Here is a 17,217-nt window from a genome sequence, read left to right as displayed (position 1 = left end):
GATAATGCTTAATAACTGGATGCACATACAGTTACCCCCTGCATAAAATATACAGGGGGTAATTAATGCGTCGCAATCATTTAGCTGCTTCTTCCGATTCCGGTAATGTCACGTTAAGTTCAAGTACCGAAATATCGTCCCCTTTCTGCTCGAACTGCACATGCAGCATTTCAGGATCGATCTGAATGTATTTGCAAATAACCGCCAGAATATCGCGTTTCAAATCAGGCAGATACGGGGGCTCACTGTCCCCGCGACGACGCTCTGCGACGATAATCTGCAGCCGTTCCTTGGCTATATTGGCTGTCTGTTTTTTGCGGGACAGAAAGAAGTCTAATAAGGCCATGGTTTATCCCCCAAAAAGGCGTTTCAGGAAACCCTTCTTCTCTTCTTCAATGAAGCGGAATGGGCGTTCTTCCCCCAACAAGCGGCAAACGGTATCGTCATACGCCTTACCGGCGTCTGACTCGGCATCCAGAATGACAGGCTCACCCTGGTTGGAAGCACGCAGTACGGACTGGTCTTCCGGGATCACACCCACCAGTGGAATGCGCAGGATTTCCAGCACGTCTTCCATGCTCAGCATGTCGCCACGGCTGACGCGGCCCGGGTTGTAACGGGTCAGCAGCAGGTGTTCCTTGATAGGCGATTCGCCTTTCTCGGCGCGGCGCGATTTGGAGGAAAGGATGCCCAGGATACGGTCGGAGTCGCGCACCGAAGAGACTTCCGGGTTGGTGGTGATGATAGCTTCGTCGGCGAAATACAGCGCCATCAGCGCACCGGTTTCGATACCGGCCGGAGAGTCGCAGACCACGAAGTCAAAATCCATCTCGCCGAGATCGTTGAGGACTTTTTCAACGCCTTCACGGGTTAACGCGTCTTTGTCGCGTGTCTGCGAAGCCGGCAGGATATAGAGGTTTTCAGTGCGTTTGTCTTTGATCAACGCCTGATTCAGCGTGGCGTCGCCCTGAATCACGTTCACGAAATCATAAACTACCCGACGTTCGCAGCCCATGATCAGGTCAAGATTACGCAGGCCGATATCGAAATCGATCACGACGGTTTTCTTGCCTTTCTGGGCCAGGCCGGTAGCGATGGCCGCGCTCGAAGTGGTCTTGCCAACGCCCCCTTTACCCGATGTAACAACAATAATGCGTGCCATGAAATGGATTCCTTGTCAAAAGGGCTTAATTTAAAGGTTGTATGGTTAAAGCGTTATCCAACAGGCTGAGTCGTACGGCCTGCCCGACGTAATCGGACGGGATTTGGTCGCTCAACCAGTACTGCCCTGCGATAGAGACTAGCTCAGCCGCCAGGTGGGTGCAAAAAATCTGACATTGCGTGTCGCCTGACGCGCCTGCCAGCGCGCGACCGCGCATCATGCCGTAGACATGAATGTTGCCGTCGGCAATCAGTTCGGCGCCGGCGCTGACGCTGCTGGTCACGATAAGATCGCAGTTGCGGGCGTAAATCTGTTGGCCGGAACGGACAGGGGTGCTGATGATACGCGTTTTGGCGGGGGCGTTGTCCGCCACCACGGGCGCAGGTGCAGGCTCCGGCGCCGCCATTTTCTGGCCTCTGCCTTCGCTCAGCAACGGCAGCCCGGCACGGGCTATCGCGCGCTTTTGACGCTCATCTCTGCAACCGCTGATACCCACAACGCGCAGACCTGCCGCCGCGACAGCCTGTTGAAGTTCTTTCCAGTTCGCATCGCCATCCAGCGTTGCGACGTTGATAACAACAGGGGCGTTTTTCAGAAAAGCGGGCGCTTGCTCAACTTTTTCCTGTAACGCCTGGCGTATTACCTCGGGCTGCGAATTATGCAAATGAACAACCGATAGGGTAAAACTGCTGCCTTTTAGCTCAATTGGCGATTGTGACATCTATCCTGACTCAGTCTCAGCAACTTTAAATCCCCGGAATACCACTCGGGGTGCGATATTCCGATGTACTATAAGCATGTTATAGTCAGAGTTATATCCAGGCAAGACGCTCCCTCAATTAAATAGAGTTAAAAAAATGCTTTGTGTGATCTATAGAAGCCCGAAACGCGATCAAACTTATCTTTATGTCGAAAAAAAAGACGATTTCTCTCGTGTGCCGGAAGCGCTGATGAAAAGTTTCGGCGTACCGCAATTCGCCATGATGCTTTCACTCGATGAACGCAAGAAATTGGCCTCGGCAGATATCGAAAAGGTGAAGCAGGCGCTGAAAGACGAAGGTTATTACCTGCAGTTCCCGCCGCCGGTGGAAAACCTGCTCAATCAGCATTTGGCGGGCGACAAGGCCTGAGACCGCCGCTACGGTCAGGGGAGGTATGATGACACGTTCGGCGAGAAGTACCGCGTTGGCCGTTTGGCTGGCGCTGGGCGGTGCGATGATGCCGGGCGCACCGCAGGCGGCGCAGGAGACGACGCTGGCCACCAGCGGGCGCGATCCGGCGCAGTTCCCGGCGTATGTCGAGCAACTGAAGCGCCGGGCGCGGGAACAGGGCATCAGTCAGGCCACCCTTGACCGCGCCTTTGCGCAAATCCATTTCGTCGATCGGGTGATCAAGGCCGATCGCAATCAGCCGGAGCAGAAGATCACGTTGGACGATTACCTGCGGCGGGTGATGTCGCCCGCCAAGGTGCGGCAGGGGCGCGAACTGTACCGGCAGCGCCATGCGCAATGGCTGCGGGCCAGCGAACGCTATCGGGTGCCGGGGCGCTATATCATCGCGCTGTGGGGCATGGAGAGCGCCTATGGCAAGATCCAGGGGCGGGAGGACGTGGTGTCCGCGCTGGCGACGCTGGCGTTCGAAGGGCGCCGCGAGGCCTTTTTCAGCCGGGAGCTGCTGGCGGCGTTGCAGATAGTCGAACAGGGGCACGTTGGCGATACGCCACTGAAAGGGTCCTGGGCCGGCGCGATGGGGCAATGTCAGTTTATGCCAAGCTCCTTCCTGCGCTATGCGGCGGACGGCGACGGTGACGGGCGCATCGATATCTGGAATAACATTGACGACGTTTTCGCGTCCACGGCCAGCTACCTGTCCAAAGAGGGCTGGCAGCCCGGCATCGGTTGGGGGCGCGAGGTCAAACTGCCCGCCGGCTTCAATCGAGCCGAACTGGGCCTGAAAGACGCGCAGGCGCGCAGCGTCAACGACTGGCAGAAACGCGGCGTGCGCCGTGCGGATGGCCGCGCGTTGCCGCACGCCGTGCAGCGCGGCTGGATCATCGCGCCGGATGATCTGCAGGGGCGGACCTTCCTGGTCTATGATAATTTCCGCACCCTGATGCACTGGAATCGCTCTTACTATTTCGCTATCGCCGTGGGTATGATGGCAGACGCGATCGGGCATTGATCCGGCACACCAATAATCGGCTTGGCGCGCCAAGCCTCTACAGTTTGGGAGAAGCGGTATGTATCAACACAGAGACTGGCAAGGTTCGCTGCTCGATTTCCCAGTGAACAAGGTGGTCTGCGTCGGCAGCAACTACGCCGATCACATCAAGGAAATGGGCAGCGCGGTGTCCGTCGAGCCGGTGGTGTTCATCAAACCGGAAACGGCGTTATGCGATATCCGCCAGCCGGTGGCCATCCCTAAAGAGTTCGGTGCGGTGCATCATGAGGTAGAGCTGGCGGTACTGATCGGCACGCCGTTGAAGCAGGCCAACGAAGATCGCGTGGCGCGTGCGATTGCCGGTTACGGCGTGGCGCTTGATCTGACGCTGCGCGATCTGCAAGCCGGTTTTAAAAAGGCCGGTCAGCCGTGGGAAAAGGCCAAAGCCTTCGACGGGTCTTGTCCGATGTCAGGGTTTATCCCGGTGGCGGAATTCGGCGATCCGCAAAACGCCGAGCTGTCGTTGACCGTCAACGATCAACTGCGCCAGCAGGGCAATACGCGTGACATGATCACGCCGATCCTGCCGCTAATCAGCTACATGAGCCGTTTCTTCACGCTGCGCGCCGGCGACATCATCCTGACCGGCACGCCGCAGGGCGTAGGCCCGATGGCTTCCGGCGACATGCTGAAAATCAGTCTGAACGGTAAAGCGCTCAGCACCCGGGTGATCTGATCGCTGTTGGCCGCCGGCATCGTCGGCGGCAAAACTTGCATCTCGCGGCTAAAATGTCTATATAGTCCCCCCTCGAACCTGTGCGCAGGTGAGTTATCCATTTACCGAAACCGGACGCTAACATGTCACAACTCGCTTTTTGGCAACAGAAAACGCTGGCGGAAATGTCAGAACAAGAGTGGGAATCGCTGTGCGACGGGTGCGGGCAATGCTGTTTGAATAAGCTGATCGACGAAGATACCGACGAGATTTATTTTACCAACGTAGCCTGCAACCAGCTCAACATCAAATCCTGCCAATGCCGTAACTACGAGCGGCGCTTCGAGCTGGAAGAGGACTGCATCAAATTGACGCGCGAAAACCTCACCACCTTCGATTGGTTGCCGCCGACCTGCGCCTATCGCCTGATCGGTGAGGGCAAGCCGCTGTTCCCCTGGCACCCGTTGCTGAGCGGCTCCAAGGCGGCGATGCACGGTGAGCGCATCACGGTGCGGCATATCGCGGTGCGCGAGAGCGAAGTGGTGGACTGGCAGGACCATATTCTTAACAAGCCGGACTGGGCCAGATAACGCCGGACCGCTTGCGCAGCAAGACGCGTTTTCATGCAAGAGGGCGGCGTGTCAGGACACGCCGCCCTCTGCAATTGCGCTAACCGGCAGGCGTGAGGTTATGGCATAAGCCGTCACTTCACTCTTTTTTGTCGCGGCGGCGCCAGTTGGCCAGATTTTTCAGCGGCTGCTTCACGTAAGGGCTGGCTTTAATCAGGCTGAACAGCAGTTTATTTACCGCCGTCCCCACTTTGTCCATCGGCCGGTCGATATCGAGAAACAGCACCGCACGCAGTTCGTCGGTATCATTGCGCACCTCATGCTCATAAGAGTCATCAAACAAAATGACCTTGCCTTCATCCCAGTGCAGGATCTGATCGTCGACGCGGATCCAGAGCTTTTCCCGATCCTTTGGCACGATCAATCCCAAATGCGCGCGCACCACGGCACGAGTCGGGCCTTTGTGGGGGACGATGTGATAGTGCGGCTTAAGGATCGAAAACATGGCGGTGCGCATGCCGGGGATCTCGCTCACCGCCTGTGCGGTGTGCGGACAAATGGCGCAGTTCTCATCAACGCGCTGCCCGTAGACAAATAGCCCGAAGGTTTTCCAATTATCCCCTTTGGAGATGCGTTTCTGATCCGGTGATATTTGGTGGAACGCGGGGATGTCCTCCGGATGCTCCAGTAACCGATCCAACTCCTGGCGAATGGCAGGCCAACGGGCTTCCAGCGCCGTCACCCAATTAAATTCATGATTACCGATCCGCGGCGTGGTGGAGATGAGCGAATGGCGAGTCTGAAATTCGCCGTTCCAGCGCAGGAATTTTTTCCCTGCTTTGAGCAGCATGCGCCGCAGGAACGGGCGCTGAGACGTGGGGGGAAATGTGCTATCCGGCATAAATCGTGTCCTTGATATCATTGGCCTACTGCATTCAGCATAAGGAAAGAATCACGAACGATTTTAATCATTAGTGCGCGAACGTTGGCCAATGAGTGATACCGCGCAGAGTTAAATTTGAATGATTTATTTAAAGGCAGCGGGGACTGACGGTTGGGGGGAGAAGGAAAAAAGCCCCTGCAAAGATGAGGGGCAAGACACACAACAACACCAGGGAAATCGGTAGTACTCACTTTGCCGATACTATAAGGATTTTATGGGCAAACTTCACCAAAATATTGTGCTCTGAATGTGACAAAGACGCAGTCGTTCATAAATAACGGTAATTTATTGATGCCCGCAGGGCGTGAGGAAAGTGCCTGCACAGCATGTGTTGGCCCGCTGGCAACGCAGAAGTTTAATGTTATGTAAATTACGCGCTTAATCGAGCCAGGATGCTTCTTTTTAAACGATAAGTTGGGTAATTTGGCCGCTCTCCCGCAAGTTCGAGAGCATAACAATGAAAATGGTCCGTCTGTTTGCCGTAGCTGGGGCACTGATCGTGCTCGTTTACTTCCTTACACATACCTGAAATGGGGTTATCTCTGAATTCAACAGTAATACCCTAAAAAAACGGCGCCCTGAGGCGCCGTTTTTTGTTTGTTGGCCTATCAGCGGCCGAACAAATCGCGGCGGCGTGGGCGGGCAAATTGCGCGATCAGCACAATCAGCGCCACCAGCAGATAGGCACCGAAGATACCCACCAGCCACTGTGGCATTTCCAGCGTCAGGAACTGCCATTGACGCACGGAACAGTCACCGGAAGCGTGGAACACCGCCGGCAGCCATTTATCCAGCGGCAGCCAGGACGGGAAGCTGACGAAGAAATCGCAGGTATTGAACGGCGAGGGGTGCAGTTGGATCATGGTGTGTTTCCACGCCAGCTGTACGCCTTCCCAGGCGCTGTACATCCACAGCAGGATCGCCACATAGCGCAGCGGCGTTTTCGGCGCGATGGCGCCCACCAGTGAGGCGCCGAGGATGCCGAACAGCGCGCAACGCTCGTAAATGCACATGACGCAGGGCTGCAGCAGCATAACGTGCTGGAAATAGAGCGCGACCAGTTCCAACACCAACGCTGTCAGGGCCATCAGCAGCCAGGCGCCGCGTCCTTGTGAACAGCGGTTAAAGAATTGCAACATATCTAGATTCTTCCATGCAGTAAGCAATTGAACCGGCAGTGTAAACCAATTCCCCCTCGCTGCCAGCCACCTGGGCCGGTTTCAGCGTAAAAATAGTCGGTTTACCCTGCCGGCGCCGCATCAGTGGCCGATGGCGTCGACAGGCGGCAGCGTCAGCCAGTGCCACTGTGTCAACAGTTCGGTCGCCGGCTCCAGCGTGAACTGTACGCACAGCAGGCCGACCACGGTCAATACGATCGTATAAGGCAGAGCCATCCACACCATGCGGCCATACGACAGACGCACCAGCGGCGCCAAGGCCGACGTCAAAAGGAACAGGAACGCCGCCTGGCCGTTGGGGGTAGCGACCGAAGGCAGGTTGGTGCCGGTATTGATGGCGACCGCCAGCAGTTCGAACTGTTTCAGCGCAATGGCGCCGGTTTCCAGCGCGGTGCGCGCTTCGTTGATGTAAACCGTGCCGACGAATACGTTGTCGGAAACCGACGACAGCAGACCGTTGAACAGGTAGAACAGCGAAAGCTGAGAAGCGGGCTCGGCGCGCAGTACAAACTGGATCACCGGGCTGAACAGGTGTTGCTCAATGATCACGGCCACCACGGTGAAAAATACCGTCAGCAGGGCGGTGAACGGCAGCGCCTCCTGGAAAGCTTTGCCGATGGCGTGTTCGTCGTTCACGCCGCAAAGCGATGTGGCGAGAATGATGACCGACAGGCCGATCAGCCCGACTTCCGCCAGGTGGAAGGCCAACGCCAGCACCAGCCAAACGCCGATCAGCGCCTGCATCACCAGCTTGAGCCTTTCTTGCTTGCTGCGGCCTGCGGTGGCCTTGCGATCATACTCTTTCAGCACCTCACGCACCGCTTCCGGCAGTGGCGTGCCGTAGCCAAACAGGCGAAAACGCTCTACCAGCCAGCAGACCAGCAGGCCGCATGCCAGCACAGGCAAAGTGACCGGCGCCATCCGCAGGAAGAAGTCGATAAAGCCCCAGCCCGCGCTTTTGGCGATGATCAGGTTCTGTGGCTCGCCCACCATGGTCATGACTCCGCCGAGCGCGGTGCCGACGCCGGCGTGCATCAGCAGGCTGCGCAGAAAGGCGCGGAATTGCTCCAGCGTCTGCTTGCGCTCTTCGCCGGTGAAATCGCTGTCATCGCCGATGTCGCCGTCGGAGCGGTTCGACGTCACATTGTGATAGATGGAATAGAACCCCGTGGCGACGCTGATCACTACCGCGACGACCGTCAGCGCATCGAGGAAGGCGGAAAGGAAGGCTGCCGCCAGGCAGAACGCCAGCGACAGCAGCGTTTTCGAGCGGATATTGAGCAGCAGTTTGGTGAACACGAACAGCAGCAGTTGCTTCATAAAGTAGATGCCGGCCACCATAAAGACCAGCAGCAGCAGCACTTCCAGATTATGTTCGATTTCCTGCGAAACCTGCGCCGGGCTGGTCATGCCGATGGCCACGGCTTCCAGCGCCAGCAGGCCGCCTGGCAGCAGCGGGTAACATTTCAACGCCATCGCCAGGGTAAAGATGAACTCGATCACCAACAGCCAACCCGCGAGAAACGGGCTGGCGAAAAAGAACACCAGCGGGTTGATCGCCAGGAAAATGAGAATGGTCAGTTTGTACCAGTCGGGAGATTGCCCCAGGAAGTTTTTGAGCAGGGCGCTGCGCAGGGTTGTTTCCATTGTCCTTTATGCATCCTTAAATCAGTCGTAGCACGTACCCTAACAACGCGGCGGGGGCGGGCGCAACCGGAGCTTGTTTTACGGCGGCAAATTTCTCAGGGCCGGTGTTTTTGCGCGTTTTTTGCCACTTTATGCACACTTTCGTTTATTGTTTTTCGCTCACGCTATGTCATGTCTGTGTGATCTGGTATGATGAGCTGATTACTTTTACTGATTTTATCGTCGCAACGGAACGTCAAACACATGGTCATAAAGGCGCAGAGTCCTGCCGGTTTCGCGGAAGAGTACATTATTGAGAGTATTTGGAATAATCGCTTCCCCCCTGGCTCTATTTTGCCCGCGGAGCGTGAGCTTTCGGAGTTGATTGGCGTCACGCGCACCACGTTACGTGAAGTGTTGCAACGTCTGGCCCGCGATGGCTGGTTGACCATTCAGCATGGTAAACCGACCAAAGTGAACAATTTCTGGGAAACGTCCGGCCTCAATATCCTTGAGACCGTGGCTCGTCTCGATCACAAAAGCGTCCCGCAGCTGATCGATAACCTGCTGTCCGTGCGTACCAATATCGCGTCGATCTTTATTCGCGCTGCGGTGCGCAATCATCCTGAGCAGGCGCAGGAAGTGCTGGCGAAAGCCGCCGAGGTGGAAGATCAGGCGGATGCCTTCAATGTCCTGGACTATGAGATCTTCCGTGGTCTGGCGTTCGCTTCCGGCAACCCGATCTATGGCCTGATTTTCAACGGCCTGAAAGGGCTGTACACCCGCGTGGGCCGTTACTACTTCTCCAACCCGGAAGCGCGCAAGCTGGCGCTGACCTTCTACAGCAAGCTGTCTACGCTTTGCCATGAGAAGCTGTACGACCAGGTGATGGACACCGTGCGCAACTACGGTAAAGACAGCGGGGCGATTTGGCAGAGCATGCAGGGCACCATGCCGAGCGATCTGACCGAAGCGCGCCGCTGATGCCGTGCGAATGACATAATTAGGGCGCCGTGTTGGCGCCCTTTGTCGTTATGGCGGTTACAGCGGCGTAGGCCGCGGCGGGCAGCGGTCGAGCAATTCCACGCTGCCGTCTTCGTTTTGCTGCTCGAGGATCACGTCGAAGCCCCACAGGCGATGCAGGTGCTTCAACACGTCGCGGCGGCTCTTATCGAGCGGCGCGCGCTCTTGCGGGATATAGCGCAGCGTCAGCGAACGATCGCCGCGCAGGTCTACGTTCCAGATCTGAATGTTCGGCTCGTGGTTGCTCAGATTGTATTGAGCCGACAGCTCCTGGCGGATTGCCCGGTAGCCCGCTTCGTTATGGATCGCGGCAATTTCCAGGTAGTTGTTGCGATCGTCGTCCAGCACGGTAAACAAGCGGAAGTCGCGCATCACTTTGGGCGACAGGAACTGGCTGATAAAGCTCTCATCCTTAAAGTCGCGCATGGCGAAGTGCAACGTGTCCAACCAGTCTTTACCGGCGATGTCCGGGAACCAGTAGCGATCTTCCTCGGTCGGCGATTGGCAGATGCGCTTGATGTCCTGGAACATGGCGAAGCCCAGCGCGTAGGGGTTGATGCCGTTATAGTATGGGCTGTTGTACGGCGGCTGATAAACCACGTTGGTGTGGCTGTGCAAAAACTCCAGCATGAACCGCTCGGTCACCCGGCCTTCGTCGTAAAGATGGTTAAGGATGGTGTAGTGCCAGAAGGTCGCCCACCCCTCGTTCATTACCTGGGTCTGTTTTTGCGGGTAGAAATATTGGCTGACTTTGCGCACGATGCGCAGCACCTCACGCTGCCACGGTTCCAGCAGCGGCGCATTCTTCTCGATAAAATAGAGGATATTTTCCTGCGGTTCGCTCGGATATCGGCGCGCCTGCTCAGGCGACTCTTCGCGCTCGACGCGTGGCAGGGTCTTCCACAGCGTATTCACCTGGCTTTGCAGATACTCTTCGCGGCTTTTCTGGCGCGCTTTTTCTTCCACCAAAGAGATTTTTTGCGGGCGTTTGTACCTGTCGACCCCGTAGTTCATCAGCGCATGGCAGGAGTCCAGCAGCCGTTCCACTTCTTCGACGCCGTAGCGTTCTTCGCACTGGCTGATGTAGTGGCGAGCAAACAGCAGGTAATCGACGATGGAGCTGGCGTCGGTCCAACTGCGGAACAGGTAGTTATTCTTGAAGAACGAGTTGTGGCCATAGCAGGCGTGCGCCATCACCAGCGCCTGCATGGTGATGGTGTTCTCCTCCATCAGGTAGGTGATGCAGGGATTGGAGTTGATGACGATTTCATACGCCAGCCCTTGCTGGCCCTGTTTGTAGCGCTGCTCGGTTTCGATGAATTTTTTGCCGAAGGACCAATGGGTATAGTTGATCGGCATGCCGACGCTCGAATAGGCGTCCATCATCTGTTCTGAGGTGATCACCTCGATCTGATGGGGGTAGGTGTCGAGCCGGTAATGCTTGGCGACGCGGTCGATCTGCTCCAAATACACCTGCAGCAGTTCGAACGTCCAGTCCGGTCCATCGCTCAGACGTTTATCATCCTTAACCTTGTCATGTGTTGAAGTAGTCATCAGCGCACCCTCATTATTCACGGGCCTTGCTCAAACGGCAGACCCTGTAACAAGCATAGTTCAAGTCATAATTAACCATTGCAAATCAGTGAAATAAAAATGCCGGTACGCAAAGGGGCGAACGGCGGTCGATCCGGCGCCCGTCCCGGCAGAAGGCGGTGCAACACCACGCATCTTCTCCGAGTATAGCCCTGCGGCAGGGGCGTGCAACACATTGCCTGCTGTGCGACAGGGATTGAAAACTGTTATGTTATATTGTAACTTTTCATTTTTCTCAATAACGGACAAGGAGCGCGTTTTGACGAGGCATTTGGGCAAATTGGCAGTGGCGTTGGCGGCGCTGTTCATCAGTGGGCAAACGTTGGCTCACGGGCATCATTCACATGGCAAGCCGCTGACGGAATTGGAAAAAAAGGCGGAGGGAGGCGTGTTCGACGATAAAGACGTCAAAGATCGCGACCTGGCGGATTGGGAGGGCGTATGGCAATCCGTGTATCCGTATCTGATCAATGGGGATCTTGACCCGGTGTTCAAGAAAGCGGCGCAGGATAAGAGCAAAACCTTCGCAGAGGTGAAGGCGTATTACCGCAAAGGTTACGCCACCGATGTGGATACCATTGGCATTGAGAACGGTATCATGGAATTTCACCGTGGCGACCAATCCAGCGCCTGTCAGTACAAGTACGCCGGGCATAAGATCCTGACGTATGTCTCCGGTAAGAAAGGCGTGCGTTATCTGTTCGAGTGCCAGGATGCCGACAGCCAGGCGCCGAAATTCGTACAGTTCAGCGATCACATTATCGGGCCGCGCAAATCGGCGCATTTCCATATCTTTATGGGCAACACGTCGCAGGAGGCGTTGCTGAAAGAGATGGATAACTGGCCGACCTACTACCCATTCCAGCTGCAGACCAAAGAAGTCGTGGACGAGATGCTGCATCATTGATGCTTCTCTCTTCTGCCACCACAAGCCCGCACGCGTGGGCTTGTGGTCAGTCGAACGACCTGATTTGCAGGTAATCGTCCGTGACGTCCATTTCAAATAGCGTTTCATCCGCCAATAAAGTGGCGCGCATACGATCCCGAGCCGCTCGGTACCGTTCATCCAGCTGAATATCACCGGCGTTTTCCCATGCCGAGCGGCTTGGCCACTGCGCATAGCCGATATATTTGCCGTTCACCTCCCGATGCAGGCGCGAGCCCAGGCTGCCGCGTTGCTGATAGATGCCCTGTGTCAATTCAAGCCAGGCCTGGCGAAAAGCGTGTTCGTGTCCGGTTTTGACTGAGAACTGATAGAGAGCGATGAACATGCGAGGTTCTCCTGAATAGCGACAGTATGAACTCTAGGCGCGGCTGGGGGCTTGAACGTTCATATCGTGCTGCAGCGAAAACAAGATGGCGCCACAGTGAACGCCGCTTTATTCCAACAGTAAAAATAAGGCTATTAAGGGCTGAAAATTTACGCGATTTTTCTGCTGCAGCGGGTGGTGCCGTTATTTGCCAGTTGTTTTGGTATTTTTTGTTTTTGTGGTTTTTTATTCTATTTATAGGTTAGCTGATATTTTTATATTCTGTTAAATCCATGTTGCTTATCACGCCAATTTTCCATGCCATCAATGATAGCAATGCTAGCGGATCAGGGGTGACCTCGCGCCATAAACCCCCTTAAACCGTATCTTATCGCTATTTTCTGGCGGCTATTGCAAATGCGCGGGCCATCGACGATAAATTAATTGTGAATATTGTCACGTTTGATGACGAAGTTGTTGGACGGATTTTTTCACTGAGTTAATTTCCTGTTAGCAGAAGATTGTGCTTTGTGAAGCCTTGGGCTGGAGTCAGCGATGCGAGTGGTAATTTTAGGTAGTGGAGTGGTGGGCGTAGCCAGTGCCTGGTATTTGGCGAAGGCTGGGCATGAGGTGACGGTGATCGATCGTCAGCCCGGCCCGGCACTGGAAACCAGCGCGGCGAACGCCGGGCAGATTTCACCGGGCTATGCCGCTCCCTGGGCGGCGCCGGGCGTGCCGCTGAAGGCCATTAAGTGGATGTTCCAACGCCATGCGCCGCTGGCGATCCGTCTCGACGGCAGCAGCTTCCAGCTGAACTGGATGTGGCAGATGCTGAAAAACTGCAACACCGAACACTACATGACCAACAAAGGCCGCATGGTGCGCCTGGCGGAATACAGCCGCGACTGCATCAAGGCGCTGCGGCAGGAAACCGGCATCCAGTACGAAGGCCGTCAGGGCGGCACGCTGCAGCTGTTCCGCACCCAACAACAGTTCGAAAACGCCGCGAAAGATATTGCGGTATTGGAAGATGCCGGAGTGCCTTACCGATTGCTGGAAGCCGGCCAACTCGGTAGCGTTGAGCCTGCGCTGGCGCAGGTGGCGCACAAGCTGACCGGCGGCCTGCAGTTGCCGAACGACGAAACCGGCGATTGCCAACTGTTTACGCAACAGTTGGCGAAGATGGCTGAGCAGGCGGGCGTGACCTTCCTGTTCAACCGCAGCGTCGACCGTCTGTTGGTGGAGGGGGACAAGATCGCCGGCGTACAGTGCGGCGAGGAAGTGTTCAAAGCCGATAGCTATGTGGTGGCGTTCGGTTCGTACTCCACGGCGCTGCTGCGCGGCCTGGTGTCTATTCCGGTTTACCCGCTGAAGGGCTATTCGCTGACGATCCCTATCGTCGATGAGGCGGCGGCGCCATTCTCTACGGTACTGGATGAGACGTATAAAATCGCCATCACGCGCTTCGACCAGCGCATTCGCGTCGGCGGCATGGCGGAGATCGTCGGTTTCAATACTCAGCTGGAGCAAAAGCGGCGAGAAACGCTGGAGATGGTGGTGCGCGATCTCTACCCGAACGGCGGCAGAGTGGAAGACGCGACGTTCTGGACCGGCTTGCGCCCGATGACGCCGGACGGCACGCCGATCGTCGGCCGCACCTCGTTGAAAAACCTGTACCTCAACACTGGGCATGGCACGCTCGGCTGGACCATGGCCTGCGGTTCCGGGCAGTTGTTGTCCGATCTGATGTCCGGCATTACGCCGGCAATCCCTTCCGATGACCTGGCGGTGGCGCGTTACAGCGCCGGATTTCGCCAGCAACACGCGGTTCCGCTGAACGACGTGCATCCCGCACGTTAATCGTCGACGCTGTCATAGACTTTTTCGGCCACGCGCAGGCGCGCGTGGCCGCTGTACGCTGCCCCAAGGAGAAGCGATGCCCCGTCCGATAACCGCCACGATGCATCTCGGTGCAATTGAAAACAACCTGCAGATGGTGCGCCGTTTCGCCCCCGGCGCCAAAGTCTGGGCGGTGGTCAAGGCCAACGCCTATGGCCACGGCATCAAACACGTTTGGCGCAGCATGGCGCACACCGACGGCTTCGCCATGCTGGATCTGGCCGAAGCGGTGTTGCTGCGCGAGTCCGGTTGGCAGGGGCCGATCCTGTTGTTGGAAGGCTTCTTCCAGCGACAGGATCTGGCCTTGCTCGATCGTTATCGCCTGACGACGGCGGTGCACAGCGACTGGCAACTGGCGGCGATCGCCGACGCAAAGCTGAGTGCGCCGCTTGATGTCTATCTGAAAGTGAACAGCGGCATGAATCGGCTGGGGTTTGCGCCCGAGCGCCTGCATGAGGTGTGGCGCAGGGCGCAGGCTGTCGCCAATATTGCCGAGCTTACGCTGATGAGTCACTTCGCCACCGCCGACGGGCCGGAAGGCGTAACTCAACAGATGGCCACCATCGAGGCGGCGGCGGCCGATGTACCGCTGCCGCGTTGCCTGGCCAACTCGGCCGCTACGCTGTGGCATCCTGCGACCCACGGCAGCTGGGTGCGCCCTGGGATCATTCTCTATGGCGCTTCGCCGAGCGGGTGCTGGAACGATATCGCATCGACGGGGTTGCAGCCGGCGATGACGCTGAGCAGCGAGATCATCGGCATTCAGCAGCTGAAGTCTGGCGATCGCGTGGGCTACGGTGGCCGTTACAGCGCCGCCGGCGCGCAGCGTATCGGCGTGGTGGCCTGCGGTTATGCCGACGGCTATCCGCGTCATGCGCCGACCGGAACGCCGGTATGGGTCGATGGCGTGTTGACGCGCACCCTGGGAACGGTATCGATGGATATGCTGGCGGTGGATTTGACGCCCTGTCCCCACGTTGAACTGGGCGCCGAGGTGGAGCTGTGGGGAAAACGCCTGCCGGTGGACGAGGTGGCCACGGCGGCAGGGACGTTAGGCTATGAACTGTTGTCGGCGTTGGCGGCACGCGTGCCGGTTGTTACCGAAGCCTGAGCTGCGGCTCAGGCGACTTTTCTGATCTGTCCTTTAATCTGCTTGCTGAGCCGCCGCGCGTGCAGCGCCAGCAGGCAGCCCGCCAGCATGACCAAGGCCAGCGACAGCTTCGGTTGCAGCGGCAGCGCCATCGCCAGCAGCCCCAGCGCGGCGCCCCCGGCCATCTGTACGAAACCGACCAGTGCGGACGCGACGCCGGCCTCATTGGAGTACGGTTCCAGCGCATAGCTGGTGGCCGGGCCCATCACGAACGCCAACCCGGCGCAGGCGCTGGCGACCGGCAGCATATACGCCAGCCAGTGCGCTTGCGCCGCCGCGGGAAGCCACATGACGCCCAGCAGCAGGCCCAGGCAGCCCAACCCCATCAAAATGCCGCCGGTCGCCAGACAAACCGGGCGGCCGACTTTGTGGATGATGCGGTTAGCGAAGAAGCTGACCAACATGATCCAGAAGCCGTTGGCGCCGAACACCAACGAGAATTGCAGCGGAGTCAGGCCCGCGGTGCCCATCAGCACGTTAGGCGCCAGAGAAACGTAGGTCAGCGCCATGCCCATCGCCCCGGAGTTCACCACCGCAAAAGAGAGGAAACGCCGTTCGCTGAGGATGCGCGCGTATTGGCGCACCGGCAGCCCTTTGACCGGCACGGTGTCGGCGGGGCGAGTTTCCGGCAGGCGCAGCGCGATGAGCACCAACACCAGCAGCGCGTAACCGGCCAGGAACCAAAAGGGCGCGCGCCAGCCGAAGGCTTCGGCGAGCAGGCCGCCGAGCAGCGGCGCCAATGCCGGGATGATGTTCAGCGTGCCGTTGAGAAAGCCGAAGGCGCGGGCGGCGTCGTCGCCATTCAGCCGATCGCGCACGCCGCTGAAGGCGACGACGGCGGTGCAACAGACCGCAACCCCTTGCAACAGGCGCGACGCGATGAAGATCGTCGGGCTGGTGGCCAGCGCCGCCATTGCCGCGCCGATCGTGTAGAGAATAATGCCGGCCAGCGCCACCGGTTTGCGGCCATAGTTATCCACCAACGGACCGGCGATGATTTGACCGAGGCCGAGCACCAGAATAAACAGCGAAATGGTGGATTGGATCAGCGCTTCACTGCTGCCCAGACCTACGGCGATGGCGGGAATGGTGGGCAGATAGAGATCGATGCCCAATGGGCCGAGCAGCACCAGGCTGAGAAGCAGAAACAGGAACTTTTGCATAGCAGGAAAGGCACGTCCGAGTGACAAAGAGGGCTAGAGTAGAGATTCTGGCGGCAAATGAAAAGGGGCAAAGCGGGTCAGCGCTGCGCTCCCGGGCGGAGATAAAGCGCTGAGACGGTATCGGCCACATAACGGGCCTGATGGCGAGCGTCATCCAACGCGCGATGCGGCATGCCTTCGAACGGACGGGTCTTTTTCGGGTTAAAGCCGTGCAGTTCCGCCAGCGTGATCACCGTGCGCACATCCTGGGTATCCCAGAATTTCCACGGACAGGGCATCTCCAACTGCTGGAAGGCGTGTTCGAGGATTGCGCAGTCGAACTCTTTACCGTTGCCCCAGACCTTTACCGTATCGGTGCTGTTCATATGGATAAAACGGCTGAGACTGCTCAGCACGCGCTTGAGGCTCTCGGTGCCGCCGAAGGCCAGCTTGCGCGCTTCATCGGATTGTTTCGCCCACCAGGCAACCGTGTCCAGGCTTATGGTTCGCCCCGGCTGATCTTTCTGGCTGCTGACGGCGGCCTCGAATTCGGCGCCAAGTTCGCCGGTGCGGGGATCGAAAAACACCGCCGCGACCACCAAAATCACGGCGCTGGGTTTTATATCCAGGGTTTCAATGTCTAACATCAGATGGTGCATCGGCGTTTCCGGTGGTTGGCGTGGTGGCTTAATGTTACTACAGAACGTGCGCCGATGCGGCCAGTGCGCACATGAAATCCTTTTAAAGCGCCTCGTTCAGGTTATGATGCTGGAGATACTCTTGTCAGGTTGGTCGCTATCGGTGAGA

At 57.5% G+C, this 17,217-nt stretch carries 18 protein-coding genes; 8 read left to right on the top strand and 10 right to left on the bottom strand.

What is annotated here, in order from left to right; translation table 11 throughout:
- Positions 1–76 precede the first annotated feature (76 nt).
- The 3 genes from minE to minC are packed head-to-tail and all read right to left on the bottom strand — an operon-like array spanning position 77 to position 1,883.
- The gene (minE, locus tag H7A77_RS00480) at positions 77–346 is read right to left on the bottom strand and encodes a cell division topological specificity factor MinE (RefSeq protein ID WP_004932303.1); all 270 of its coding nucleotides are present in this window, start codon (positions 344–346) and stop codon (positions 77–79) included.
- A gap of 3 nt (positions 347–349) precedes the next feature.
- Positions 350–1,162 carry a septum site-determining protein MinD gene (gene minD, locus H7A77_RS00475; RefSeq protein ID WP_004932300.1) on the bottom strand — a complete coding sequence of 271 codons (813 nt, stop codon included), beginning with the start codon at positions 1,160–1,162 and terminating at the stop codon, positions 350–352.
- A 25-nt stretch (positions 1,163–1,187) separates the two neighbouring features.
- Positions 1,188–1,883, bottom strand: a complete 696-nt coding sequence (gene minC, locus H7A77_RS00470; protein WP_033650952.1) for a septum site-determining protein MinC — start codon at positions 1,881–1,883, stop codon at positions 1,188–1,190.
- A gap of 136 nt (positions 1,884–2,019) precedes the next feature.
- Between minC and H7A77_RS00465 the strand changes: the two genes are divergently transcribed.
- From H7A77_RS00465 to H7A77_RS00450, 4 genes are all read left to right on the top strand, one after another.
- Positions 2,020–2,292, top strand: a complete 273-nt coding sequence (locus tag H7A77_RS00465; RefSeq protein WP_033643340.1) for a YcgL domain-containing protein — start codon at positions 2,020–2,022, stop codon at positions 2,290–2,292.
- Positions 2,293–2,320: 28 nt separating this feature from the next.
- A complete protein-coding gene (locus H7A77_RS00460; RefSeq protein ID WP_089192611.1) occupies positions 2,321–3,343 on the top strand; it encodes a lytic transglycosylase domain-containing protein in 1,023 nt (340 codons plus the stop codon).
- Between the two features lie 58 nt (positions 3,344–3,401).
- On the top strand, positions 3,402–4,058 hold the full coding sequence (locus H7A77_RS00455; protein ID WP_033643338.1) for a fumarylacetoacetate hydrolase family protein: 657 nt from the start codon (positions 3,402–3,404) through the stop codon (positions 4,056–4,058).
- A gap of 122 nt (positions 4,059–4,180) precedes the next feature.
- On the top strand, positions 4,181–4,627 hold the full coding sequence (locus H7A77_RS00450; protein WP_025159803.1) for a YcgN family cysteine cluster protein: 447 nt from the start codon (positions 4,181–4,183) through the stop codon (positions 4,625–4,627).
- 118 nt (positions 4,628–4,745) lie between these two features.
- Here H7A77_RS00450 and H7A77_RS00445 read toward each other — a convergent pair whose 3' ends face one another.
- The 3 genes from H7A77_RS00445 to nhaB form a co-directional block, all read right to left on the bottom strand.
- A complete protein-coding gene (locus tag H7A77_RS00445) occupies positions 4,746–5,507 on the bottom strand; it encodes an aspartyl/asparaginyl beta-hydroxylase domain-containing protein (RefSeq protein ID WP_033643337.1) in 762 nt (253 codons plus the stop codon).
- Between the two features lie 650 nt (positions 5,508–6,157).
- Entirely contained in the window at positions 6,158–6,688 is a 531-nt protein-coding gene (gene dsbB, locus H7A77_RS00440) for a disulfide bond formation protein DsbB (protein WP_182073677.1), read from the bottom strand.
- A 120-nt stretch (positions 6,689–6,808) separates the two neighbouring features.
- Positions 6,809–8,374, bottom strand: a complete 1,566-nt coding sequence (gene nhaB / locus H7A77_RS00435) for a sodium/proton antiporter NhaB (protein ID WP_033643334.1) — start codon at positions 8,372–8,374, stop codon at positions 6,809–6,811.
- Between the two features lie 243 nt (positions 8,375–8,617).
- Here nhaB and fadR point away from each other — a divergent pair, with 243 nt between their 5' ends.
- On the top strand, positions 8,618–9,337 hold the full coding sequence (gene fadR / locus H7A77_RS00430; RefSeq protein WP_033643333.1) for a fatty acid metabolism transcriptional regulator FadR: 720 nt from the start codon (positions 8,618–8,620) through the stop codon (positions 9,335–9,337).
- A 57-nt stretch (positions 9,338–9,394) separates the two neighbouring features.
- Here fadR and H7A77_RS00425 read toward each other — a convergent pair whose 3' ends face one another.
- Positions 9,395–10,930, bottom strand: coding sequence for a SpoVR family protein (locus tag H7A77_RS00425; protein WP_182073676.1), 1,536 nt, complete (start codon positions 10,928–10,930; stop codon positions 9,395–9,397).
- 298 nt (positions 10,931–11,228) lie between these two features.
- Between H7A77_RS00425 and zinT the strand changes: the two genes are divergently transcribed.
- Positions 11,229–11,876 (top strand): metal-binding protein ZinT, encoded by a 648-nt coding sequence (gene zinT / locus H7A77_RS00420; protein ID WP_182073675.1) that lies wholly within the window; start codon positions 11,229–11,231, stop codon positions 11,874–11,876.
- Between the two features lie 46 nt (positions 11,877–11,922).
- Here zinT and H7A77_RS00415 read toward each other — a convergent pair whose 3' ends face one another.
- Positions 11,923–12,240, bottom strand: coding sequence for an antibiotic biosynthesis monooxygenase (locus tag H7A77_RS00415; RefSeq protein WP_033643329.1), 318 nt, complete (start codon positions 12,238–12,240; stop codon positions 11,923–11,925).
- A gap of 534 nt (positions 12,241–12,774) precedes the next feature.
- On the opposite strand from H7A77_RS00415, the gene H7A77_RS00410 reads away from it, so the two are divergent.
- Complete coding sequence (locus tag H7A77_RS00410; protein WP_033643328.1) at positions 12,775–14,079, top strand: D-amino acid dehydrogenase; 1,305 nt, start codon at positions 12,775–12,777, stop codon at positions 14,077–14,079.
- Positions 14,080–14,155: 76 nt separating this feature from the next.
- A complete protein-coding gene (gene dadX, locus H7A77_RS00405) occupies positions 14,156–15,229 on the top strand; it encodes a catabolic alanine racemase DadX (RefSeq protein ID WP_182073674.1) in 1,074 nt (357 codons plus the stop codon).
- Between the two features lie 8 nt (positions 15,230–15,237).
- Here dadX and H7A77_RS00400 read toward each other — a convergent pair whose 3' ends face one another.
- Complete coding sequence (locus H7A77_RS00400) at positions 15,238–16,431, bottom strand: Bcr/CflA family efflux MFS transporter (protein WP_033650957.1); 1,194 nt, start codon at positions 16,429–16,431, stop codon at positions 15,238–15,240.
- A 77-nt stretch (positions 16,432–16,508) separates the two neighbouring features.
- Complete coding sequence (locus H7A77_RS00395; protein WP_033643325.1) at positions 16,509–17,069, bottom strand: 3'-5' exonuclease; 561 nt, start codon at positions 17,067–17,069, stop codon at positions 16,509–16,511.
- Positions 17,070–17,217: the final 148 nt, after the last annotated feature.

It is taken from the genome of Serratia sp. ME47 (assembly GCF_903970925.1).
GTDB classification, from domain to species: domain Bacteria; phylum Pseudomonadota; class Gammaproteobacteria; order Enterobacterales; family Enterobacteriaceae; genus Serratia; species Serratia ureilytica.
Note: the sequence above shows the minus strand (reverse complement) of the source record. Positions and strands in the feature narration are given on the sequence as shown.